We start from the raw sequence: 22,308 nt of genomic DNA on the forward strand, positions 1-22,308 counted from the left end.
GGGTACGCACGACGGACAGACGGACGGGCAGGCGGACGGCGAGAACTGCAAGTTCATGGGGAAGAACTACCGGACGCACAAAAACCCGAACGCGACGAACTCGGAGTACCGGGGAAGCTACGAGGCCGCCTACAGGTCGAGCTACGAGGCCACCTGCGAAGAGGGCCCGGATGCAATGAATCAAAATGCTCCCGGCGCGAAACAGGGTACGCACGACGGACAGACGGACGGGCAGGCGGACGGCGAGAACTGCAAGTTCATGGGGAAGAACTACCGGACGCACAAAAACCCGAACGCGATGAACTCGGAGTACCGGGGAAGCTACGAGGCCGCCTACAAGTCGAGCTACGAGGCCACCTGCGAAGAGGCGTAGCTGATACCGCCTCACGTCGGACATGCCGGGGTCTGCGAAGGGAGGCCCCGGCCTTCGGCTGCGCTGCGCGTCAGGCGACCGTCACCGTCTCCGTCAACAGCGCCGACCGCGAGCCGACGGTCGGTCGGCGCCCGTCCCCGGCGGGTGGCGCAGGCGAGGCACCCACCGGCCTGGCTGTTCTCGATGCGTCCGGCGGTGCCGGTGGACTGCCGTTGCGCGCCCGCCGAGGCGGACTCCTCACCGGCGGTGGACGCTGACGGCGTAGCCGCCGTCGTCGTAAGGGTCGGCGTCCCAGGTGGCGAAGCGGTCGACGAGGGTGAGGCCGGCCGCGGCGCAGCAGTCGTCGTACTCCGGCAGCGTGATGCCGGGCGGCACGGGCAGGTGGGCCTCGTCCAGGCCGAAGCCGGCGACCAGCAGGCCGCCCGGACGCAGGGCCGCGGCCAGGCGCTGGACCACCGCGGCCTCGGTGCCGGGGGCGAGGAACGGGAAGACGTTGCCTGCGGCGACCACGAGGTCGAAGTCCGCCGCGATGCCGAGCAGGTCCGGCTCGAACCCGGCCAGATCGGCCTGGAACCAGGGCAGTCCCGGCGCCTGCTTCCGCGCCACCTTCAGCATCGACGCGTCGACGTCCACCCCGACACAGTCGTACCCGAGCTCCGCAAGCCGGATCATGACCCGTCCGGTGCCGCACCCGGCGTCCAGCACCCGCGCTCCGGCAGGCACGAGAGCCGCGCAGAACCGCGCCTCACCGTGCACGTCCTTCCCGCTACGGGCCAGGGCCGCGAACCGTGCGGCGTAGTCCTCGCCGGACGTCTCTCCGGTCAATTCCCTCCAACGGCTCATGCGGCCAACTATAGGTCGGCCGCATGCCGCTCGAAGGGCACCGGAGAACCCGGGCACCGGGGTCGGTCCGGCCGGCTGCCCGGACCGGCGGAACGGGGTGTCCCGGTCAGCGGTGGTACTCAAAGTTCTCCCCGCTGCCGACGCAGGTTCCCGGGCCGGTCGTCACCGGCGGCCGTTCCTCGAGGATCCGCCGGGCGCGGACCTCTCCCCAGCTGATCTCGTACCAGGAGGCCGTCGCCGGACCGAGCTCCTCCGCCAAGGGACCGAGGACACAGGACCGCATGGGCTCCTCCAGTCCGTCCAGAGCCGGGACCGCGTCCGCCGAGAGGTCACGCGCGTAGTCCAGGTCGAACTTGTGGGTCCTCTCGTACCGCCGCACGTTGTTCTCGGCGATCAGCCCGTCGGGAGAGGCCAGGCCGAAGGCGAGGGCCCCGACAGCGGCCGACGCGGCGACGGCGCGGGGCAGCCGGCGTGCGCCCCGGACTCCGGCGGCCATGATCAGCAGGATGACCAGGCCGAGCCACAGCTCCACGGTCACGACGGAGATCCGCAGCCGCGTCAGCCCGTACGCCTCGACGTACATGTCCATGCGCCGTACCGCCGAAGCGACCACGATCAGGGTGAGTGCGCAGAGGGTGCCGAGGACTCCCCGCACCAGGTTCCGGTCACCGGGCCCGCCGCGTGGTGCCCAGCGCAGTGCGAGGACGATGACCAGGAGGGTGAGGAGCGTGGCGATGAGGAGTTGCCAGAAGCCCTGCCGCGCGTACTCGGAGTAGGTCTGGCCGGTCTCGTCCAGGACGGCCTCGTACCCGCCGAAGAGGACGGTGAGCTGGATGACGTTGAAGACGGCGAACAGCACGCACAGCAGGAGCAGGGGAAGCGCCCATTCGCCCCGGCCGCGGGCGCTGCCCGGGCTGGGTGTGAACCTGTCCCACTGCAGAGGGGCGGCAGCGGTGTGTGCCGCCGCGAGGGCACCGAGGAGTCCGAGGGCGAACAGCAGCAGGTGCCAGGGGCCGTCGCCGACGGACGTGTCCGGGACCAGTCTGTTCAGCAGATCGGCGAAGGCCGCGTCGGCCCCGGCGAACAGTGCGCCGAAGACGAGGAGGAGCACGGTCGTCACGGCGAGGGCTCGCAGTACGGAGCCCATGTTGTCGGAGGCGTTGCCGGCGCGGGCGCGCACTCCTCGCCATCCCCACGCGGCACCCTTGAACAACGAGTCGACCAGTCCGAAGGGGCTGAGCACGACGCCGGCCCAGGTCCGCGAGTCGTGGAGGGCGAGTGAGGCGAGACCGATGGCGGTGGCCACGGCGAGGAAGGAAGGCCACTGAGCGGCGCGGAGCACCGGGACCGACAGGAGGGCGAGTCCTCCGATGCCCCAGGCGAGCGTCCAGGGGCGGGTCTGTACCCGGCCTGCCCGGCGCGCGGCGAAGTACGCAGTGAGCGTGGCCGGCAGGGCGACGAGGAACAGGTTGACGCCCACGCCCTCGTCGAGGAGCACCGTGCTGAGCACGCCGGTGGCGAGCGCCGCCCAGAGGACGGCGGTGCCCACGGCGGGGGGCGGTTCGCGGCGCAGGTCGGTTAACCAGAGGTCGTGGGCGTAAGCGCCCGCGTCCAGGGGTCCGAGGGCTTCGCCGGACCGCGTGCCCGTCGTCGCGCGCGACCTGCCTCCCGGTGGCGTTCCCACCCGCTGTGCTCCCGCCGTGTCGGCGGTCTCTTTCCCGGGTGTTCCAGGTATTCGCCCCGACGGCCGGGACCGCTCGTACGGTTCGTCGGGCACAGGTGGTTTCTCTGTCACGGGACCCCCTCCCAACCGGCCCCCGGACACACGTACTCGGGTACGTCGAGCGGGTACCGGTGTCGCTTGCGAAGCCGGCCGCCATGATCGGCAGGGCGGCGTGCCCGCAAGAGTAGCCGGGCCGACGGGGACGTCCGCGCTCGCGCAGCCCCCGAAGGCACGGCGTATCCGGTGACCCGCCGTTCACCTCCGGGGTCGGCGAGCCGATGCCCGCTGCTGCCCGAGGCCGGTGGCCCGGAGCGGACTTCCGGATCGCGGGGGCGTACGCCCCGTCACAGCCGGACGCCTCTGCGGACGCCTACCGAGCCGACGAAGTGTTCCACGAACTGGCCGAATCGGAGCGGGTGTTGACAGGGGCCCGCAGGGTTCTCGCGCCCGAAGGGCGGATCGTCCCGGCCGGCCGGGACCGGGACACCATCGTCATCGGCTCCGACGATCCGGCCCTCACCCGCACCGTCGTGCACGCCCGCGCAGACCTGACCGCCAACCCGCGCGCCGCCCGCCGGTACCGCGACCTGCTCCTGGACGCCGGCTTCGACGACGTGACGGTCGAGGTGCACACCGCAGTGTTCGCCGGACCGGCGATGTCACCCTTGCTCACCGGACTGGTCGCAGGGGCCTCCTCCGCCGGCACCGTCACACGCCGGCAGGCGGACGGTCGGCCGGCTCACCGAGCAGCGGGCACGGGCCGAGGCCGACCGGCTCTTTCGGCACCGCCGATGTTCACGGCCGCGGCGACCACAGCACGGTGGGCGAGGCCCATCAGAGCCACCATCGGAACCGGAGCGGTTCACCCTCGACCAAGGGCGCACGGCGGTCGCTCGTCCACCAGGCGCTGTCCCGGGGCGGGGACGTCGCCCGTGGAGTCGCGGCCGGTCCGCGGGCCCGCGAGTTCCTCAGCATGATCGTGACTCGCATGCCCTGCTGGAACGTCGGCCCCGCGCGGGCCTCCGAGGACGCGTGCGCAGACTGGTCCCGCCGGGGCGCTTCCAGCGTGTTCGCCCTCGGCGGCGCGCTCGGTCGGCTCAGGCGTTGGGACGCTTGCCGTGGTTGGCCTTCTTCTTCTTGCGGCCGCGTCGTTTGTTGGCTCGCTTGGCCATGGCGCACATCTCCCTGATCGGGACTCTTCCTGACCTCCGCCAGTCTAGGTTCGGCCCCGGGGGTCCGCACCAGTGGTGCGGCGGCCCTTACGAGATGGGGCGCGTCCCGCGCGGTGACGCGCGCCATCCGCAACGCCGTTCACTCGCCGTCGGCGGTGGGCCCGGCCTCCTCCCGTTCGCCGTCCGGTCCCCGGGCCCGCACCCGCTGGACGTGCTCCAGGGACTCGCGCAGTTCGGTGAGCCAGTCGTCGGTGTGCCGCTGGACCAGGCGCACGCACCAGGCCAGCGCCTCGCTGCGGCTGCGGGCCACCCCGCCGGCGATCAGCGTGTCGAGGACCAGGCGCTCCGGCTGGCGCAGCCGGGTCATGACGGGCGCGGCGACATGGGTGAACAGGGCGCGCCGCCCGGCGCACTCCACCCCCCAGGAGACCTTCCGGCCGAAGCGGTGCTCCGCGTCCCGGGCGATGGCGATCCGGGCGTCCCGGGTGCGTTCCCGGAACTCCTGGATCCGGCCCTCGACGGCCGCGTCCCGCTCGGCCGGAGAGGCGTCCTCGACCGGCCGGGGCCCGGGAATGCGTCCGATCACCGTGATCTCCTCGCGGTCGACCGTGACCTCGGCCAATTCCTCGAAGAGGTCGTCGGGGAGCCGGCCGGTGAACCAGCCCCGCAGTTGCTCTCGCTGTTGTTCTGTAATCATGTAATGACGATTACTCGACATCTTCATGAACACAAGGGATGACGGAACGGTCCGCCGACAGCGGAATCGGAATGCTCCAGGCCTGCCCGGGGCGTGGACGCGTGCACCTGCATCACCCCCGTGGAGGCCGCCGTCCCACCGGACGGCCGCGGAACACCGTCCGCACGAGCAGCCGGCCGTTCCCGGCAGGGCCCGATGCGCCGTCACCCGATCCCATGCCCCGCCGGGCAGCGCGATCGGCCCCGACCCGCGACACCGCCTTCAGACTCCGTGCACCACCCGGAGGGGCACCATCTCGACCCGTGGGCCGAGCGGGACGGATTCGGTGCGCAGGAGACCGGGAAACCCCGCGCACTCGCGCGAACCACCGAAGCGTGTTTTCCCGGGCGAGACGCGCTCGAGGCAATGTTCACCCGGGTCAGGTCCTTGGGCGGGGAGAACTCCTCAAGCTGGTGTCGCAGGTCCGCATCCTGCCGGGGGCACAGCAGCCGAGGGCCGGCTCAGGAGAGGCCTCCTCCCGAGCCGGTCCTCGGTGTGTCCGGGCCGATGCCGCGCGCGTGCCACTCCGTCCGGTCGGCGCCCTCTTCGGAGGAGCCCGTGGCCATTCCCCGCCACCTCGAATCATGGCCCGGAGCTGGTGGGCGACGGCTCGGCCACGATCACCGGTCGCGTGCCGGCGGATCGGCGCGGCCCGCGGGCTGCTGTGCCCCGCACTGCGGTCGGCAGGCATGGCGGGCGCGGTCCGGGGTGCTCGCGGTCGGTCTCGAGGGACTCGTCGCCGACGTCGCGGCGGCCGGTACCCGTACGTGCCACGATGCTGGGGTGCAGGTCATCGTGGTGGGTGCGGGGCAGGTCGGTCACACCGTGGTGAAGTCACTCGCCGAGACGCACGAGTGCACGGTGATCGACATCGACGAGGCGCGCCTGGAGGCCGTGTCGCACGCCTACGACGTGCGGATCACGCGCGGCAGCGGCACCTGGCGCGAGACGCTCCTCGAAGCCGGTGTGGCCGATGCCGAGCTCGTCCTGGCGTGCACGTCGCGGGACGAGGTCAACCTGGTGACCGCGATGCTCGCCCGCCGGCTGTCGTCGGCGCGGACGGTCGTGCGGGCCACCGGGACGGACTACCTGGAAGCCTGGCGTGCTGGTGATCTCGACGTGGACCTCCTCGTCTCGACGGCGTTCGAGACCGCGAGCGCCGTCGCGCGCGTCCTCCACGTGCCGGGCGCACGGCACGTGGACTTCTTCGCCGGCGGCGAGGTGGTCGTGCTCGGCGTCGACATCCGCGAGGGGCGGCCGCCGCGGTTCGCCGGCCGCCCCCTGCGTGACGCGGGCCTGCCCGCGGCGTCGCGGGTGGTCGCCGTCGTGCGCGACGGGAACTGGATCAGACCGACCGCGCACGAGGTGGTGCGGCCTGGCGACTGGGTGATCGTGATGGCGTCGCCCGCGGCGGCGCGCGCGTGGAGCCGGCTGGTCACCGGGGCCGATCCCGTCGATGACGTCGCGCTCTTCGGCGCCGGGCGCATGGGGACGGCCATTGCCCGGGTGCTGCTCGACAAGGGGATCTCCGTGCGGCTGATCGAGCCGGATGCGGCACGAGCGCGCGCGGCCGCACTCGACCGGGCACGGGTGTTCCACGCGACGGGCCTCGACCCGGCGTTCCTGCGCCGTGAGCGCGTCGGTGCGGCGGGAGCGGCGGTGTTCGCCGACGGGGACGACTCGCGCAATCTGTACGCGGCGGTGCTCGCGAAGGTCCACGGGGTCGAACTCACACTGACGGTCCTCGAGGACCCCGCCGCCGCCGAGGTCTTCGAAGCCGCCGGAACCGACGTGACGATCGACCCGGGTGACGAAACCGCCGAGAAGATGACCCGCTTCACGTTCGACGAGCGCACCCACCAGATGGCGATGCTGGGGGACGACCGCTTCGAGGTGCTCGACATCACCGTCCGGCCCGACAGCCGGTTCGCGCACGGTCCGGTCGACGCGCTTCCCGGAGCCGGTGTGGGCGCGATCGTTCGCGACGGCACCGTCTTCTTCCCCGGCGGTGAGGACGAACTGCGGCCCGGGGACCGCGTCATCGTCCTCACCGAGCCCGACCGCGTCCCCGCGATCGAGCACGACCTGTGACGCCGTCACGCTCGTCGCCGCGTCCTCGACGGTGGCGCCCGCGCAGACGGCTCGGCGTCGACGTGCGGACCGCGCTGGGCGTCGTCGGCGCTCTGCTCGCGTGGTTCGCGGTCGCGTTCGTCGCGCCGGCGGTCGTCGCGCTTGCAGCCGGCGAACCCTCCTGGCCCTTCCTCGTCACCGGACTCGCCGTGGCCGTGACGGGCCTGGCGCTCAAGCGTCTGACGGGCAGGCGGCCCCCGCTGGACATCCGCGAGGGATTCCTCGTCGTCGTCGCCGTCTGGCTGCTCGTCCCCGCGTTCGGCGAGGTCGGCCCGTTCGGTTCCTACGCGCCGCTCGGGCACCTGTCGAAGGCGATCCTCACCGCTCTCATGTTCCTCGGCCGTATCGAGATCGTTCCCCTGGCGGTACTGCTCCGCCGCAGCTACTGGCGCGCGTAGGCGACCGGGCGGCTCGCCTCGCTGCGCCCATGAGCGGCTCGTCCAGCCGGGCCGGCCTCCCGGAGGCCGGCCGCGCGTCGCGCTCGACTCCCCCACCCCCTCGGATCATGACCCCGAGCCGGTCCGGACGGTCCGGCCCGATCACTTGCCGGCGTCCTCGGCGAGGGTGTGGGCGACGAGGGCGTTGGCGTGGCCGTGGCCGAGGCCGTGTTCCGCCTTGAGCCAGTTGACGAGCTCCATGTGCTTGGTGAGCGGGGAGGTGCGGATGAGGTCCTTCCACTCGGCGATCGGACGGCCGTACTTCTTCTCGATGGAGGGGAAGTAGCCGGCGGGACCTTTTACTGCGCTGGTCATGGGATGCCCCGTTTCCTCTCTGATCTGCATGCTCTTGGTGGTGACGATGATGTCCGCCGGAGCGGCGGGCGGCTAACGGTTTCTCGGGGCGACGGCCAGGCGGGCCATCACCGCGGCCAGCCACAACAGGCCGAGGCCGGCTCCCGCGGTGAAGACCGGCACGAAGGCGGCGGAGGCCGTGAAGCCGGCGAGGACGGCCACGGGCACGAGGCGCGAGGCGACAGCCCAACCGTGGTGGCCCCTGGCAGCGAGCGGGCGGGCCAGAACGGCGAACGCCGCGCACAGGGCGAGGTAGCCGACCGTCCCGGCCACCATGTGCACAGCACCGTGCCCGCTCAGCGTGGTCGCGTCGGGCGCACCGGCGGGGAAACCGGCCCCCGCGTCGGCCGGGAAGATCGCGGCGGCCCAGAACGAGGCACCGAACACCCCGACCAGGGCCGGCCCCCAGGTGCCGCCCGTGGCACCACGCAGCGCCCGGCGCAGACCGGCCGCCCCCACGATCAGCAGCGCTCCGGTGAGCAGGAAGTTCACCGTCTGGATCCAGCCCGTCTCACCGAGGGCGAGCTGGCTGACGGCGTTGCGGGTGAAGTCGAAGCCGTCCCGTGCGAGGCCCTGGGCGACGCCGAGCACGAGGAACAGGGGGCCCGCCACCGCGCCGCCGGCCAGGGCCTGCCGTGCCACCGGTCGCGCCGCGGGCGCAACGGGAGCGGTGTGCCGGGTCGCGCCGAGCGTGTGAGTCATGGCCGGGCCTTCCTCGTGCCGGTGTTGTCGTTGTCGCTCGTATGACCGACGGCACGAGGGGAAGTCATCGCTTCGCACGGTGTGCGCCGGATCACAGGCGCTCCGTTCCGGCACCTCCCACCGGTCAGCACCGCCCCGCCCCGTCCCGGGAGCTGGCGGGGAGGCGCCCTGTCGGATCTCACCCGACGGATCGGCGTCAGGCGGCACGGACTCCGGGCCGGACCTCTCCGCGCCGTCGGGCTCCGGCTCCGCTTCGGGGCGGTGTTCCCGGAGATGTACGGGCGCGCGGGACGAGCCGGGCTGCGGTCTCGGCGATCGCCGACTCCGCCGAGGAAGCAGACTCACGAGCTTGACAACGCACATATCGACTATCGATAGTATCGACAATCGATATGCACGTTGCGGGCGGCAAGGGGAACCATGCGTACGAAGTCCTGGTGGAGCCGGGCCGACGATCGGCTGCTGGGGGCAGTTCTGGGGCTGGCCACTCTGCTGGTCGGCGTCTTCGGGGTGCTGGCCCCGGCCCTCGGGGGGGTCGGCCTCGTCGACCCGGTGGACACCCGCGAGGTCGAGACCGGGACCACGGCCCCGGTGTCAGGCACCGTGACCGACGCGGCGGCGGGCCACGGCATGACGCTCACCGGTACTCACCGGGCCGACCTCGCCTTCACCGACCCCGACCTGGGCCAGCGCCTGTTGCTCGCCCTGCCCGAGTTCGTCGGCAGCCTGCTCCTGCTCCTCATCCTGGCCCTCCTCCTCCAGATGGCCAGGACCCTGCACGGCGGCGACGTCTTCGTACCGCAGAACGCCCGACGCCTGAGCGTCATAGGGCTCACGGTGCTGGTGCAGGGCCTCTCCTCCCCGGCCCTGCTGTCGCTCACCACGCAGGCGCTGGTGAGCGGCACCCCCCTGGCCGACCTGATCCCCTTCTCGGCCGCCTTCTCCGGCGAGTACGTCCTGCTCGCCTTCCTCATCCTGGCCCTGAGCGAGGTCTTCCGCCGCGGTACGAAGCTACGGGCCGACACCGAGGGACTGGTCTGATGCCGCCGGAGGAAGGACACCGGGTTCAGGTCCACCTGGACCGGCTGCTGGCCGACCGCGGCATGACCCTGTCCGAGTTGGCGGCCAGGGTCGGGGTGACGGTGGTCAACCTCTCCGTCCTGAAGAACGACCGGGCGAAGGCGATCCGCTTCTCCACCCTCACCGCGATCTGCCGCGAACTGGACTGCCAGCCCGGCGACCTGCTCAGCGTCCGCGAGGACTGAACCCCGTCCGTGAGGACTGAACCCGGTGTTCGGCCCTGTCGCTCTTCCAGGCGGACCTGTTCGGTGAGGGGTGCGACTCGCTCCACGGTCTTCCCGGGCCCGGGGCGTGAGTTGACCCCGGTGGCACAGAACCTGTGGTCCGAGGGCCTCAACGGGTGTCGGTCAGTCCGCCGGTGACGGCTATCACCTCGCCGACCGTGAAGCTGGAGTCGGCGTCGGAGGCCAGGTGGACGTAGGCGGGAGCCACTTCCTCCGGCTGGGCCACCCGCCCCATGGGGGCCGAACTTCCCAGATTCGTCAGGTAGTCGTCGGGGAAGCGCTGGCCCGCCAGATTGAGCACGGTCCACGTGGGGCCGGGCGAGACGACGTTGGCACGGATGCCGCGCTGGGCCAGGTGAGAGGCCATGGACTTGGTGAAGACGACCACAGCGGCCTTCGAGGCCGCGTAGTCCATCATCATCTCGCTGCCCTCGAGCGCTTCCTCGGAGGCTGTGGCGATCACGGCGTCTCCATGGGAGAGATGCGGCAGGGCCGCCATCACCAGGTGGAAGTAGGCGTAGACGTTCGTCTTGAAGACCCGGTCGAAGTCCTCGGCGGTCAGCTCCGACAGGTCGTTCTGACTGTTGAGGTGGGCGGCGTTGCTCACCAGGACGTTGAGACCGCCCAGTTCCGCCACCGTCCGCTCGACGACGTCGGTGCAGAAGGACGGATCGCACAGATCACCCGGCAGCAGCAGGCACGTGCGTCCCTCCTTCTCCACCGCTTCTCGCGTCTCGGCGGCGTCACGCTCTTCCTCCGGCAGGTGGACGACGGCCACGTCGGCTCCCTCCCGGGCGTAGAGGACGGCCACCGAGCGGCCGATCCCCGAGTCGCCCCCCGTGATCAGCGCGACCTTGCCGTCGAGCTTCCCCGATCCGCGGTAGTTCGGCGCCAGGTACCTCGGACGCACTTCCATGTCGGCCTCCAGCCCCGGCCGTTGCTGGCGCTGGAAGCGATAGGGCGGAGAGATCTCCGCCTCCTCCTGCGGCATCGCCGGGCGCTCGTGCGGCGTGCGGTCCGCGGCTTCCCCCTCCGGCATGGCTGCTCCCTTCGCTTTCGGCCTTCCGGGCCAGAACGGTCGTCGCCGCCGGACCGGCGGCGACTCACCTCGCGTGTCCGCATCGGGCGAGGTGAAACCGTCCGCTGGTCATGGAACCTTCGGTGACCGGGGCCGGAGTGACCGGGGTGACCGGGATGACCGGGGCCCTCGACACGGTGCGTGGGCGTGCCGGTCAGGCCGTGGCTCCGGCGCCGACCGTCACACGCTCGCCCGGGGCGCACCGCACCAGGCGCGCGTCGTGACCCCGGCGTCCGGCCTCTGCGAGGAAGTCCTCGAGTGGGGAACGGAAAACCGTGTAGTCGTCGTAGTGGACGGGCAGTGCCCGTCGCGGGCGCAGCAGGTCGAGCAGGTCGGCTCCCTGTTCGGCGTCCATCGTGACCACGAGGCCTCCGGGCAGGGTCGTGCCGCCGAGGTGCAGGACCGCCAGGTGGATGTCCGGGTACCGCTCGGCGATCTCGCGCAGGCCGTCGTACATCAGGGTGTCGCCGGAGAGGTAGAGGACCAGCCGGGTCTCCCCCGAGCGGTCGCCGAATTCCAGCAGGCTGCCCATGACCGGCGGCAGCAGGACCCGGGCCGGGCCGGGCGCGTGGCGGCCCGGCAGCGAGGTGATGCGCACGGAGGAGTCCCCGTGCCGCAGGGTGTGGCTCTGCCAGGTGCGCAGACCGGTGGCGCGGCGGAAGCCGTACAGGCCCTTCAGCAGGAGGGAGCCGTGCCGGGTGGTCACGAACGGCAGGCTCCGGTCCAGTCCGCGTCGGGCCACCCGGTCGAAGTGGTCGCCGTGCAGATGGGAGAGCACGACGCCGTCCAGGTCCGCGTGGGGCAGGTCCGCCACGTCGACGGCCGGTTCGGTCACCCGGCGCGAGACCAGCCCGTAGCCGAGGTGGGCCAGTTGGCCGCGGTGGAGGAAGTTCGGATCGGTCAGGAGCGTCAGGTCTCCGTAGCGGATCAGCAGGGTGGCGTTGCCGATGAACAGGATTTCCGCGGTGCCTTCAGGCGGAGTGTGCTGCACGGCCGACTCCCCTCCGTCGCTCGTGGCTCCCCCGGTCCCGCCCCGAGTGATCGGCGACCGCGGTTTTACACCCCGGGGCCGGAGGGAAAACCGGGCCCCTGGGGAGCGCCGTCCCTTCCCCCGCGGCGGGTGAGGCACGGGGCGCGCACCTCGGGTGCGATGGACGCAGCGGCGGGCGCCTGCCGCTGCCCGGCCGGCCCCGTCGGCGTACCGGGCCGACTCGACGAGGTGGACGGCGTGAAGCACTGGCGGGCTCTGGTCGTTCTCGGTACGGCCCAGTTCCTGATGGTCCTGGACACCTCCGTCATGAACGTGTCCATCAGCCGGCTGGTCGACGACTTCGACACGGAGGTCACCGCCATCCAGGCCGTCATCACGTTGTACGCACTGGTCATGGCGGCGTTCATGATCATCGGCGGGCGGTTCGGGGACATCTTCGGGCGTCGCCGCATGTTCCTTCTGGGCCTGGTCGTCTACGGCGTGGGGTCGGCCCTGACCGCTGTGGCCCCCACGCTGTGGGTCCTCACGCTGGGCTGGTCCGTCATCGAGGGGCTCGGAGCCGCCATGGTGCTGCCGGCCATGGTCGCCCTCGTCGCGGAGTCCTACCGCGGGCGGGACCGGGCCGTCGCCTACGCGGTCATCGGCGGACTCGCCGGTGCCGGGATCGCGGTCGGCCCGCTGCTGGGCGGCTGGATGACGACGTACCTGACCTGGCGGCTGGTCTTCGCCGGTGAGGTCGTGGTCGTCGTGGCCGTCCTGCTGTGCCGTCGGGTGATCGCGACGCCCGTCCGGACCGGCCCGCCTCCCCGGCTGGACGGCGTCGGTGCCGCGCTCTCGGCGGCCGGACTGGGACTGGGCGTGCTCGGTGTGCTGCAGAGCAGCACATGGGGATGGGTGCAGCCGCGGAACCCGCCCTTCACCGTGTTCGGCTTCGCCCCGACGCTGTTCGTCGTCGGCGCCGGGGTGGCCGTCCTGGCCGTCTTCCGGAACTGGGAGCGGCGGCGCGACAGCCGGGGCGACGACCCCCTGGTGCACCTGTCCCTGCTGGGCAGGCCCGTGCTGCGGTCCGGCCTGCTGACCCTGCTGAGCCAGAACCTCATCCTCCTGGGGCTGTTCTTCACCATCCCGCTGTATCTGCAGGTCGTTCAGGGGTTCGACGCCTTCCAGACCGGGCTGCGCCTCCTCCCGGTGTCCGCCACCATGCTGGTGACCTCCCTGTCCGCGTCCCCACTGGGACGGGTGTGGGGGCCGCGCCGGGTGGTCCGGGTGGCCCTGATCACCCTGACGGCGGCCATCGTGTGGCTGCTGGCCACCATCGATCCGGTCATCGACGACGCGCAGTTCGCCGGAGCCATGGCCCTGCTGGGCGTGGGGGTCGGCCTGCTCGCCTCGCAGTTGGGCAACGTCGTCCAGTCCGGCGTCGGTGAGGAGGAACGCAGCGAGGCCGGAGGGCTCCAGTTCACGGCACAGAACCTGGGCTCGGCGCTGGGCACCGCGCTCATCGGGTCGATCCTCATCGGTGCGCTGGCCCACGCCTTCACCACACAGGTGGCGGACGACCCGCGCCTGTCCGAAGAGACCCATGCGCAGGTCGGTGTCTCCCTCGAGGCCGGGGTCACCTTCGTCTCCACCGGTCAGGTGCGCTCGGCGGCCGAACGTGCCGGGTTGCCGCCGTCCGAGGTGGACGCCGTCACGGACTCCTACGCCTCCGCGCAGCTGGCCGGCCTGAAGGCGGCGATCCTGGCCACCGGCGGCGTCGCTCTCGCCAGTTTCCTGGTCACACCGCATCTGCCGACCGCCCCGGGCAGCCGTCCGCGGCAGCCGGACACCGGTGCCCCGGCCGAAGCGACCGGCCCGGCGCACTGAGACCAAGGCTGGGACCAAGGGAGTCAGACGTGTCCAGAACAAGAACAAGAACCAGGACCAGGGCCGGCCCGGCCACGGACCGGCGGGCGCGCCGGGCCCAGCGCCGGGTCCACGCGGATTACACGGGCGCCGTCTACGGATCCATGCTCGCGGCCTCCGTGGTGCTCGGCGCCGGCTCGCTGGGCTCGTTCCCCCGCGCCGAGCTGGTGCTGCTGCTGTTGCTCACCGGGGTGGTGTTCTGGATCGCGCACGTGCACGCCCAGTTGTTCGGGGCGCGGCTGGCACAGCGGGCTCCGGACCGCCGGATGGTGCTGCACGTGTGCCGTGACGAGTGGCCGATCGTCAAGGCCGCCTTCCCGCCGGCCGTCGCGGTGGCCGTCAGCCCGCTCCTGGGCCTGGACGTGCGGGGCGCCCTCTGGCTGGCCCTCTCCGTCGCCGTGGCCGGGCAGGTGGGCTGGTCCGTGGCCGCGGCACACCGCGCCGGTGCTTCCCGGCGGCTGATGGCCGCCACCGCGTCGGTCAATCTGCTGATCGGCCTGCTGATCGTCTCCTTCAAGATCGTCCTGAAGCACTGAGACGCACGGCCCGGAGTGCCGACAACCGGACGAAGGGCCACCTGCACCGGGTGCCGGGATCACCCGCGGCGGGTGATCCCGGCACCCGGGGACAGACATACCCTGGATCGGTCAGGCCCTCGCACACACCGCCCGTCACATCGCCCGTCGGCGCGTCCGGAAGCGACCGACCGATCACGCGAGGAGGAACCATGTCCGTGCCGCGTGGTCCGGCATCGCACACCGGGTCGGAACACCGTCCCGACCGAGTGCCCTTCGATCCGATGGGCGACCCCACCTACGCACTCGCGCGGCTCGGCCGCTCGTGGACCTGGCTCCTGGGTTCGGCCGTCACGACGCTGGTGCCGGGCATCCTGGTCCTGGTCTGGCCGGAGGCGACCCTGCACGTCCTGGCCGTCCTCGTCGGCCTGTACCTTCTGGTGACCGGGGCGTTCCGGTTCGTGGCCGTCTTCGCGCGGGAGGGGCACGAACGGCTCCCGGGGCTGCTCCTGGCCGTGCTGTACGTCCTGACCGGAGTGCTGTGCCTGCGGAACCCGCTGCAGACGATCACCGCGCTCTCCCTGATCGTCGGGGTGCTCTGGCTCCTCTCCGGCCTCCTCACCCTCTACACGGCCCTCGCCGCCCAGGACCTGCCGCACCGTGGCGTCGTCCTGGGCACGGCCGTACTCGCCATCGTCGCGGGGATCGTGGTCCTCGCCCTGCCGACCGAATCGGCCCGCGCCCTGACCCGGTTGCTCGGCCTGTGGCTCGTCCTGCTCGGCCTGGCCGAGGTGGTGGTCGCCTTCGCCTGGCGGGCCGCGCTCCGAAAGGCACACTCCACGGGGCCGCACACACCCCTCCCGGCGGCCTGACACCGCGACCGCCGCGGAGGAGCGCCCATGACCCCGGCCACGCCCCGGGCCCGCCCGACTCCGACGGGACCGCGCACCCCGAGCACACCTTCACCGCCGACGAACGAGACGAACGAAACGAACGAAACGAACGGCGAGGGCCGCCGCGCGACCGGGATCGCCAGGAAAAGGGCCGACAGGTGGAACGGCGCAGAGGTGGCACGAGGGGACCGGGCGGGGCGAGGGCCCCGGCCGCGCCCGAAGGCGGGGCCGGACGAGCCCGCCTCGCCCTGCTCGCCCTCCTGGGAAGCATCCTGGTGCCGCTCGTCGCCGCCGGTCTGCGGAGCGTGCTGTGGGTGCTGGTCGGCCTCGCGGGGCTCGCGCTCGCCGCCGTCGGCGTGTGGTGGGTCCTGGCCCACACGGGTGTGCTCCGCGTCCTCGGGGCGGTCCTGTCGGTGGCCGCACCGGTCACCGTGTTCGCCCTGTACGCCGCGTTCGGCTTGCTGGGTCCGGCCCTGGTGTCCCTGGCCCTGTGGGCGCTGGCCGTCACGGCGGCACGTACGGTCCCGGCACACGGTCACACCGTCTCCGAACGGACCGAACGGGCCAGACAAACCGGACAGGCCGGACAGTCTGTCGTCAAGGAACCCCGCGCCCCCTGGATCCTCATGAATCCGCGCTCCGGCGGCGGCAAGGTGGGCCGTTTCCAGCTGGCGGAGAAGGCCCGGGCGGCGGGCTGCCGGGTGGTCCTGCTCGACGCGGGCCAGGACGTCGTCGAGCTGGCCCGGCAGGCCGTCGCCGAGGGAGCCGACCTGCTGGCGGTGGCGGGAGGCGACGGCACCCAGGCCCTGGTGGCCGAGGTCGCGGCGCACCACGACCTGCCGTTCGTGGTGATCCCCGCGGGCACCCGCAACCACTTCGCCCTCGACCTCGGCCTCGACCGCGACGATCCGGCCGCGGCCCTGCGGGCCCTGACGGACGGTGTCGAACTCCGCGTCGACCTCGGGTACGCCGCGGACCGGGTCTTCGTCAACAACGCCTCGTTCGGGACGTACGCGTCCGTCGTCACCGACCCCGCGTACCGGGACGCCAAGACCCGCACGACCCTGCGCACCCTTCCCGGCCTCCTCACCGGCGAAGAGGCGCTCAGGCTGCGGGCACGGGCCGGCCGGACGCGCGTCGACGGGCTCCAGGCCCTGCTCGTCAGCAACAACCCCTACGGACGTGCCGTGGACGCGGCCCGTCCGGGGCGCAGGGAGCGGCTGGACTCGGGGCTCCTCGGCCTGGTGTGCGTGCGGGTCGGCAGCACCGCCGACGCGGCACGCATCGTGCGCGGTCCGCGCTCCGGGGGGCTCGTCCGGCTGACCGCCGAGGAAGTCGTCGTCGAGGCCGGCACGGACACCCTCCCGGTCGGCATCGACGGAGAACACGTCGTCCTGCCGTCCCCCGTGGTGTGCCGCAGCGCGCCCGGTGCGCTCCGGGTCCGCGTGCCGCGCCACCGCCCTCACGCGCCGCGGGGCGGCGGGGCGGCGGCCGACTGGCCGCGCGTGGCGCGGTTGGCGCTGGGCCGTCCGGTCCCGGACCGGTGGACGGCTCGGTCGGGGTCACGGCGGTGATCGCCGTTTCGTCCGGCGGTTCTCCGGGGCCGTCCGCCGGCGCCCGTGCGCGGCCCCGCGCCCGCCGGAACAGCGGCGGCTCCCCGCCGAGGACGGCGGGGAGCCTGGACCGCCGGGTGGCGGTTCGCGACGGCTACCGGGACGCGACCGCTTCCTCGGTGCTTCTCGGGCGCCTCCGCTCCCGGACCAACGAGATCGCGATCACCAGCGCGGCCACGAGCACGGAGAGCACCACCTGGCTCCGTCCGCCGCCCTCCCTGTCGTCGGTGAGCATGTAGACGAGCACGAACGAGATCATCCCGATCGTCACCCACGTCAGATACGGGAACAGCCACATCTTGACGACGAGCTTCTCCGGGTTCTCACGCAGGATGATGCCCCGCATCCGCAGCTGCGAGAAGCAGATGACCAACCACACGAAGAGCGCGACCGCACCCGAGGAGTTCAGCAGGAACTGGAACACCGTGTCCGGCCACAGGTAGTTGAAGGCGACCGCCACGAAGCCGAAGGCAACGGAGGCCAGGATCGCGGCCTGCGGGACGCCTCGCGCGTTCGTCCGTACGAAGGACTGCGGGGCGTCGCCGCGCTCGCCCAGGGAGAAGGCCATCCGGGAGGCGGTGTAGAGGCCGGAGTTGAGGCAGGACAGCACGGCGGTCAGCACGATGAAGTTCATGATCTCGCCGGCGTGCGGGATGCCGATGGAGTTCAGGGCCGCGACGTACGACCCCTTCTCCTGGATCGCGGGGTCGTTCCACGGCAGCAGGGAGACCACGACGAGGATCGAACCGACGTAGAAGAGGCCGACCCGCCAGATCACGCTCCTGGTGGCCTTCGCGACCGCCCGCTGCGCGTTCGGGGACTCGGCGGCGGCGAGGGTGACGATCTCGCTGCCCATGAAGGAGAAGACGACCAGCAGGATGCCGGTGAGGATCGCTCCGGGCCCGTGCGGCAGGAAACCGCCGTGTTCGGTGAGGTGGGCGAAGCCCGTCACGGTGCTGTCGGAGCCGGGCAGCACACCGAAGATCGCCAGGCCGCCGAGGACGATGAAGCCCGCGATGGCGACGACCTTGATGCCCGCGAACCAGAACTCGAACTCGCCGAAGGAACCGACCGAGAGCAGGTTCGTGGCGGTGAGCACCACCATCACGATCAGCGCCCAGGCCCACTGCGGTACGGCCGGCACCCACCCTTCCAGGATCACGGCGGCCGCGGTCGCCTCCACGGCCAGTACGACGACCCAGAAGAACCAGTACAGCCAGCCGATCGAGAACCCGGCCCAACGGCCCAGCGCCCGGTCCGCGTAGGCGGAGAAGGAGCCGGAGCTCGGGTTGGCCGCGGCCATCTCGCCGAGCATCCGCATCACCAGGACGACCAGGGCTCCGACCAGCGCGTACGACAGCAGGATGCCGGGCCCGGCGGCGGCGATACCGGAGGCGGAGCCCACGAAGAGGCCAGCGCCGATCACACCGCCGATGGCGATCATGGACAAATGGCGGTTCTTGAGACCGGCCTTCAGACCCGACTGCTCCGGGGGCTGACCGCCGACCGGTGGAGTGGGGGCCGGGGCCAGGGAGTCAGGGGCGCGTGCAGTCATGTCGACATCCGTCCGAAGTGGGGTTGGGGAGTCCTGCGGGAGTGGCTGCCGTGTCACCGGGCCACCGATCGCCGATCACCGGCGATCCGGATCTCCGGATACCCCGTGATCGGCGGGGACGAGCAGGCCGGTTCGGCAACGGGTCGGCAGTGGGCCGACCATGACCCTGGAAATTCTCGAAAGCGTTCACCATGTGGGGGGTTGTGTTCGGTATTCGGATGCGGTGTCGATGATGGGGTCGTCATCGCACGTCGGCGCTGTGCTCCGTCTCCTCGTGAGAGGCGGTGCGAAAGGCGGTCCGCATCGCTTGCGGGGATGAATTCGCGCAAGCGTATGAGGGGCCGTGAGCCGATGTGTTTGTGCGGCTCGACGAACCCGCCTCCGATCGGCTGTCCGGCCGGCCAATGCGGAAGGAAGCGGGATCAGGTGGCGGGCGGCGGCAGCCGCAGCTGGAGCATGGCGAGCAGACGCTGGTCGGGACGGCTCAGTTCGAGACCGGTCAGCTCCTCGGCCCGGCGGATGCGGTAGCGCAGCGTGTTGGGGTGCACGTACAGCTGGGCGGCGGCGGCCCGTACGTCACCGAAGGAGTTCAGATAGGTCAGGACGGTCTCCGCCAGGCGGCCCTGGTTCCGGCTGTCGTGCTCGAGGAGGGCGGTCAGCCGTGGATCCCGTATCTCGGGGTGGGTGGAAAGCAGCGTCAGCAGTTCACTGACCAGTACTTCCGCCTGGATGTCCGGCAGCGCGGCGACCGCGGTGGGGACGTCGGTCCCCAGCATGGCGTCGAGGATGCGGTCGGCCTCCCGGCGCGACTCCGGGACGTCCCCGAGCCCGGACACCACGCAACCGACCGAGCCGCGCAGGGGCAGGTCCAGATGGCGGCGTGCGGCGTCGGTGATCTCCTGGCCCCAGCCGCGCAGCGTGTCCACGTCGATGCTGCGCGGCAACTGGGGCAGGAGCACGTAGAGGCGGGTACCGACCTGCGCGACCAGCGCACTGCGGTGCCGGGCGGCCATGTGCACGGAGACCAGGTTGGTGACCTCGACGTGGGTCAGCTCCGGGGCGGCGACGGCATCCGCGGTCTCGTACGAGAAGCCCAGGACGGCGGCCGGACGGGTCGCGTCGAATCCCAGGTGGGTGGCGAGCGGCTGGGGCCCGGTGCTCCCGTCCAGCAGTCCGGCCAGCAGGGTCCGGGTGAAAGTCAGTCCCTCCGAGAGCTCCCGGCGGCGGCGCACCAGGTGGAGCGCGGCGACCCGGGCCGCACCCAGCAGTGCCTGGTCCGAGCGTTCGGACAGCGGCGTCGAGCCCTCCTGCACCCAGATGGTCCCCAGCTGGCGGCCCCCGGACCGCACGGCCACCGCGAGCCGGCGACGGATCCCCAGCTCGGGATGGCTGTCGATGCTGATCACCTCGTCGCTGGAGTGCAGGTCCTGGAACACGCCCCACTCGCGCAGCTTCGCCAGATACGGCTCCGGTCCCTGCCAGCCGAGGATGGAGCGCCGCCGCAGGTCGTCGATCTCGTCGGAGTCGGTGGAGCGGGAGTACGCCAGCACCCGGTGGGCGGCGTCCTCGATGCTGACGATGCCGCTGGTGAGGATGGCGGTGGTCTGGGCGAGCGAGAACAGGTCGCCCTCCTCGGCCCCTTCGCCCGGGCGGCACGGCGGCACGTCGTCGAGGGCGGCGCGGGCCAGCGTGTTCACCTGTTCCCAGCGTGCTTCGCCGCGCAACGAGAGCAGGGCGACCCCGGCCTCGGCGGCGGTCTCGCTGAGGGCCGCGGCCTGGCCGGGGCCGTCCAGTTTGACCACGACGGCGGCGGCTCCGTCGCGCCCGGCGGCCCGCAGCGCGGGATAAGCGGCTCGGCCACGGGCGCCGATGACGAGAACCAGCTCGCCCGGCCGAGTGGTCGGCGGGTCCTCGGGGTCGAGCAGGGCGACGCCGCGGATCTCGACGTCCAGTCCGGCGGGAGCGGCCTGCACCTCCAGCAGCGCATCACCCAGTGCCATCAGCAACTCGCGCAGGCTGATGCTCGTTGTGAGCGGAGGTACCGCGTCCGAATCTATGATCATCGCCTCTGCCGGGAGCCACGCCGGGCGTGATGCTATCCACTCGGCAACGGGGACCGTGGGAGGTATGTGACGGGGACCGTGGGGGGTATGTGTGGACCGCGGCGCGTGCGACGGCACGATGCCTTTCGAACCGGAGTATGAACACGGGGCTCGTAGGGCTCGCAGGGCTCGGTCAGGCCGTTCACCGCATCCGCCCGAGCATGAACGTGCAGGCTGACTGCACCGACCCGTGTGCCCCGGCCTTGCTGTCCGTTCCCCTGCTTCCAGCAAAGCGGCCGGGGCACGGGCTGAGGCTCAGCCGGTGGAGAGAGCCTGGAGCAGGTCACCGACCTCGGGATCCGGCAGCGAGCGGGCGACGTCGGCCTGTGCGACCATGCCGACCAGGTCGTGCCCGTCGATCACCGGCAGGCGTCGCACCTTGTGCTGGATCATCGTGCGCAGGATCTCATCCGCGTCGTCGTCAGCGCCTATGGTCACGGCCTCGCCCTGCGCGAGGTCGCCGGCCGGGCAGGTGGCGGGGTCCTTGCCCGCGCCGAGGACCTTCACCACGATGTCCCGGTCGGTCAGCACGCCCTTGAGTTCGTTGTCGGTGCCGCAGATCGGCAGAGCACCGACTCCGAGGTCCTTCATCTTGCGGGCCGCGTCCAGCGCCGTCTCCTGGGCGCCGATGCACTCGGCGCCGCCGGTCATGATGTCGCGGGCTGTCGTCATGGTGGTCGTGAACCTTTCCCTCGTATGTGCGGCAGGTCCGTGGTGCCGTCCGGCAACACGGCCGCAAGGGCGTGGGTTCCCGCGGAACACAAGCCATAACGGGGCTCCGCACGGGCTCCTCGGCCACGGCAGGACTCGTTGAACGCTCAGGTCAGCCGTGCCCGCAAGCCCGGGAGCCGACCGGGACGCGTGCGCCGCAGGCGGGAGCTCTCGGAGGGACTGACGTCCACCCGGACCCTGCTGACCGGACTGCTGGACGGGAGCACCGGGCCCCGGCCGCCGGCCGTTTGAAGACCCGGTCTTACAGTGGAAAGCACGACCTCTGCCGGGCCTGCGGCACGCCCGTGTCGCAGCCACCTGCCGGCTCAGCCGGCATCTGGCGGAGGTGTGCCGTGCCGGACAACTGTCTGCCTTCTCGTTTCAGCACCGACCTGTTCCCCGCCTCACGCGGATGGATCCGCGATGCCGCGTGCGTGGATGAGGACCCCGAGCTTTTCTTCCCTCTGATCGAGCGGGACAACGAGCCCCAGGTTGCTCGGGCCCGCGCGGTCTGCCGTCGCTGCCGCGTCCTGCTCGCCTGCCGCCGGTGGGCCGTCGAGCAAGGGGAGGACGTCGGCATCTGGGGTGCGACCACCGCCGCGCAGCGTCGCGCCATCCGCCGGGAGCTGTTCGACGACCCGGCGGGACGAACGACGGGGAGAGCGGTTCGCGCGCGTCGGGAATGACCACTCACAGCCGGGGTGTCGGCCATGCAGCGCAGCCTCGGGTCGTCCCGAACACGTCGACGTCGGGCAGGGCGCTCCCGCATGCCCCCGAAGATCCCTGGTGGTTTTTTGAGACCCCTCTGCCGGTGGGCACCTGTCCTTGCCCCAGGTGTGCCGTCACGGCCCCCGGGCAGGGACGCGCCTTCGCAAGCCTCGCCGTCGGCCTGCGCCCCGCTCCGGGTGGCACACCCGCCCGGTCCCGCGGCCACCGCCGCGTCGGCCCGGCGCAAGGGCAAGGGCGACCGTGGTTCCGGGCGCTTCCACGGGGACACCCGGTGAGCCGCGGCCCGCGCGCCCGGCACATCGCGTGCGGACCGGACGATGAGACTCGAGGGCCGGCCCGATCGTCGACACGGCAGCGCCGGTGACTCGTCTCCTCGGACCGCCCTCCCGGGCCGGATCGCGATGGTCGGCCCGATCGGCTGCCGGCCGCGGGCCCGGCGGGC

General features: G+C 72.0%; 21 protein-coding genes. 11 read left to right on the forward strand and 10 right to left on the reverse strand.

Annotated elements, in window-relative coordinates; translation table 11 throughout:
• On the forward strand, positions 1-373 hold a 373-nt coding region (locus AB0I73_RS33520), incomplete at its 5' end, for a hypothetical protein (protein ID WP_363043788.1).
• Positions 374-610: 237 nt separating this feature from the next.
• On the opposite strand, the gene AB0I73_RS33525 is transcribed toward AB0I73_RS33520, so the two are convergent.
• Complete coding sequence (locus AB0I73_RS33525; protein WP_363043790.1) at positions 611-1,216, reverse strand: methyltransferase domain-containing protein; 606 nt, start codon at positions 1,214-1,216, stop codon at positions 611-613.
• Between the two features lie 106 nt (positions 1,217-1,322).
• Positions 1,323-2,789 carry a DUF4173 domain-containing protein gene (locus tag AB0I73_RS33530; RefSeq protein WP_363043820.1) on the reverse strand — a complete coding sequence of 489 codons (1,467 nt, stop codon included), beginning with the start codon at positions 2,787-2,789 and terminating at the stop codon, positions 1,323-1,325.
• A gap of 428 nt (positions 2,790-3,217) precedes the next feature.
• Here AB0I73_RS33530 and AB0I73_RS33535 point away from each other — a divergent pair, with 428 nt between their 5' ends.
• A complete protein-coding gene (locus AB0I73_RS33535) occupies positions 3,218-3,916 on the forward strand; it encodes a methyltransferase domain-containing protein (protein WP_363043792.1) in 699 nt (232 codons plus the stop codon).
• Between the two features lie 334 nt (positions 3,917-4,250).
• On the opposite strand, the gene AB0I73_RS33540 is transcribed toward AB0I73_RS33535, so the two are convergent.
• Positions 4,251-4,808, reverse strand: coding sequence for a hypothetical protein (locus AB0I73_RS33540; RefSeq protein WP_363043794.1), 558 nt, complete (start codon positions 4,806-4,808; stop codon positions 4,251-4,253).
• An 822-nt stretch (positions 4,809-5,630) separates the two neighbouring features.
• On the opposite strand from AB0I73_RS33540, the gene trkA reads away from it, so the two are divergent.
• Entirely contained in the window at positions 5,631-6,938 is a 1,308-nt protein-coding gene (trkA, locus tag AB0I73_RS33545; protein WP_363043796.1) for a Trk system potassium transporter TrkA, read from the forward strand.
• Between the two features lie 62 nt (positions 6,939-7,000).
• Positions 7,001-7,375 carry a hypothetical protein gene (locus AB0I73_RS33550; protein ID WP_363043798.1) on the forward strand — a complete coding sequence of 125 codons (375 nt, stop codon included), beginning with the start codon at positions 7,001-7,003 and terminating at the stop codon, positions 7,373-7,375.
• A gap of 141 nt (positions 7,376-7,516) precedes the next feature.
• On the opposite strand, the gene AB0I73_RS33555 is transcribed toward AB0I73_RS33550, so the two are convergent.
• Together AB0I73_RS33555 and AB0I73_RS33560 are read right to left on the reverse strand one after the other, a co-directional pair.
• Complete coding sequence (locus AB0I73_RS33555) at positions 7,517-7,729, reverse strand: DUF4287 domain-containing protein (protein WP_363043800.1); 213 nt, start codon at positions 7,727-7,729, stop codon at positions 7,517-7,519.
• A gap of 72 nt (positions 7,730-7,801) precedes the next feature.
• Positions 7,802-8,470, reverse strand: coding sequence for a DUF998 domain-containing protein (locus tag AB0I73_RS33560; protein ID WP_363043802.1), 669 nt, complete (start codon positions 8,468-8,470; stop codon positions 7,802-7,804).
• Between the two features lie 420 nt (positions 8,471-8,890).
• On the opposite strand from AB0I73_RS33560, the gene AB0I73_RS33565 reads away from it, so the two are divergent.
• Together AB0I73_RS33565 and AB0I73_RS33570 are read left to right on the forward strand one after the other, a co-directional pair.
• Positions 8,891-9,511, forward strand: a complete 621-nt coding sequence (locus AB0I73_RS33565) for a DUF2975 domain-containing protein (protein WP_363043804.1) — start codon at positions 8,891-8,893, stop codon at positions 9,509-9,511.
• Positions 9,511-9,735: a helix-turn-helix transcriptional regulator gene (locus AB0I73_RS33570; protein ID WP_363043806.1), complete on the forward strand. Its 225-nt coding sequence runs from the start codon at positions 9,511-9,513 to the stop codon at positions 9,733-9,735. Before AB0I73_RS33565 ends, AB0I73_RS33570 begins: the two co-directional genes overlap by 1 nt.
• Before the next feature lie 148 nt (positions 9,736-9,883).
• On the opposite strand, the gene AB0I73_RS33575 is transcribed toward AB0I73_RS33570, so the two are convergent.
• Both AB0I73_RS33575 and AB0I73_RS33580 read right to left on the reverse strand, forming a co-directional pair.
• Positions 9,884-10,765 carry an SDR family oxidoreductase gene (locus AB0I73_RS33575; RefSeq protein ID WP_363043822.1) on the reverse strand — a complete coding sequence of 294 codons (882 nt, stop codon included), beginning with the start codon at positions 10,763-10,765 and terminating at the stop codon, positions 9,884-9,886.
• A gap of 241 nt (positions 10,766-11,006) precedes the next feature.
• Positions 11,007-11,843 (reverse strand): MBL fold metallo-hydrolase, encoded by an 837-nt coding sequence (locus AB0I73_RS33580; RefSeq protein ID WP_363043808.1) that lies wholly within the window; start codon positions 11,841-11,843, stop codon positions 11,007-11,009.
• A gap of 237 nt (positions 11,844-12,080) precedes the next feature.
• Between AB0I73_RS33580 and AB0I73_RS33585 the strand changes: the two genes are divergently transcribed.
• From AB0I73_RS33585 to AB0I73_RS33600, 4 genes are all read left to right on the forward strand, one after another.
• Positions 12,081-13,709 (forward strand): MFS transporter, encoded by a 1,629-nt coding sequence (locus AB0I73_RS33585; protein WP_363043824.1) that lies wholly within the window; start codon positions 12,081-12,083, stop codon positions 13,707-13,709.
• Positions 13,710-13,738: 29 nt separating this feature from the next.
• A complete protein-coding gene (locus AB0I73_RS33590; protein WP_363043810.1) occupies positions 13,739-14,284 on the forward strand; it encodes a hypothetical protein in 546 nt (181 codons plus the stop codon).
• A 191-nt stretch (positions 14,285-14,475) separates the two neighbouring features.
• Positions 14,476-15,135, forward strand: a complete 660-nt coding sequence (locus tag AB0I73_RS33595; protein WP_363043812.1) for a DUF308 domain-containing protein — start codon at positions 14,476-14,478, stop codon at positions 15,133-15,135.
• A gap of 296 nt (positions 15,136-15,431) precedes the next feature.
• On the forward strand, positions 15,432-16,730 hold the full coding sequence (locus tag AB0I73_RS33600) for a diacylglycerol kinase family protein (RefSeq protein ID WP_363043826.1): 1,299 nt from the start codon (positions 15,432-15,434) through the stop codon (positions 16,728-16,730).
• 133 nt (positions 16,731-16,863) lie between these two features.
• On the opposite strand, the gene AB0I73_RS33605 is transcribed toward AB0I73_RS33600, so the two are convergent.
• The 3 genes from AB0I73_RS33605 to AB0I73_RS33615 all read right to left on the reverse strand — a co-directional run bounded on the left by AB0I73_RS33605 (position 16,864) and on the right by AB0I73_RS33615 (position 21,098).
• Positions 16,864-18,324 carry an amino acid permease gene (locus AB0I73_RS33605; RefSeq protein WP_363043814.1) on the reverse strand — a complete coding sequence of 487 codons (1,461 nt, stop codon included), beginning with the start codon at positions 18,322-18,324 and terminating at the stop codon, positions 16,864-16,866.
• A gap of 422 nt (positions 18,325-18,746) precedes the next feature.
• Positions 18,747-20,387 carry a helix-turn-helix domain-containing protein gene (locus AB0I73_RS33610; RefSeq protein ID WP_363043816.1) on the reverse strand — a complete coding sequence of 547 codons (1,641 nt, stop codon included), beginning with the start codon at positions 20,385-20,387 and terminating at the stop codon, positions 18,747-18,749.
• Positions 20,388-20,681: 294 nt separating this feature from the next.
• Positions 20,682-21,098 carry a CBS domain-containing protein gene (locus tag AB0I73_RS33615; protein WP_363043818.1) on the reverse strand — a complete coding sequence of 139 codons (417 nt, stop codon included), beginning with the start codon at positions 21,096-21,098 and terminating at the stop codon, positions 20,682-20,684.
• 431 nt (positions 21,099-21,529) lie between these two features.
• On the opposite strand from AB0I73_RS33615, the gene AB0I73_RS33620 reads away from it, so the two are divergent.
• A complete protein-coding gene (locus AB0I73_RS33620; RefSeq protein ID WP_363043828.1) occupies positions 21,530-21,823 on the forward strand; it encodes a WhiB family transcriptional regulator in 294 nt (97 codons plus the stop codon).
• Positions 21,824-22,308: the final 485 nt, after the last annotated feature.

The sequence above is a fragment of the Streptomyces sp. NPDC050388 genome (assembly GCF_040655635.1).
In the GTDB taxonomy this organism is placed as follows: Bacteria; Actinomycetota; Actinomycetes; order Streptomycetales; family Streptomycetaceae; genus Streptomyces.

Bases quoted from the DNA above. Each gene is read 5' to 3' on its own strand.
- AB0I73_RS33615 (WP_363043818.1), bottom strand. From the start codon at position 21,098: ATGACGACAGCCCGCGACATCATGACCGGCGGCGCCGAGTGCATCGGC.
- AB0I73_RS33555 (WP_363043800.1), bottom strand. From the start codon at position 7,729: ATGACCAGCGCAGTAAAAGGTCCCGCCGGCTACTTCCCCTCCATCGAG.
- AB0I73_RS33605 (WP_363043814.1), bottom strand. From the start codon at position 18,324: ATGACTGCACGCGCCCCTGACTCCCTGGCCCCGGCCCCCACTCCACCG.
- AB0I73_RS33525 (WP_363043790.1), bottom strand. From the start codon at position 1,216: ATGAGCCGTTGGAGGGAATTGACCGGAGAGACGTCCGGCGAGGACTAC.
- AB0I73_RS33535 (WP_363043792.1), top strand. From the start codon at position 3,218: ATGCCCGCTGCTGCCCGAGGCCGGTGGCCCGGAGCGGACTTCCGGATC.
- AB0I73_RS33575 (WP_363043822.1), bottom strand. From the start codon at position 10,765: ATGCCGCAGGAGGAGGCGGAGATCTCTCCGCCCTATCGCTTCCAGCGC.
- AB0I73_RS33610 (WP_363043816.1), bottom strand. From the start codon at position 20,387: ATGATCATAGATTCGGACGCGGTACCTCCGCTCACAACGAGCATCAGC.
- AB0I73_RS33565 (WP_363043804.1), top strand. From the start codon at position 8,891: ATGCGTACGAAGTCCTGGTGGAGCCGGGCCGACGATCGGCTGCTGGGG.
- AB0I73_RS33560 (WP_363043802.1), bottom strand. From the start codon at position 8,470: ATGACTCACACGCTCGGCGCGACCCGGCACACCGCTCCCGTTGCGCCC.
- AB0I73_RS33570 (WP_363043806.1), top strand. From the start codon at position 9,511: ATGCCGCCGGAGGAAGGACACCGGGTTCAGGTCCACCTGGACCGGCTG.
- AB0I73_RS33540 (WP_363043794.1), bottom strand. From the start codon at position 4,808: ATGATTACAGAACAACAGCGAGAGCAACTGCGGGGCTGGTTCACCGGC.
- AB0I73_RS33595 (WP_363043812.1), top strand. From the start codon at position 14,476: ATGTCCGTGCCGCGTGGTCCGGCATCGCACACCGGGTCGGAACACCGT.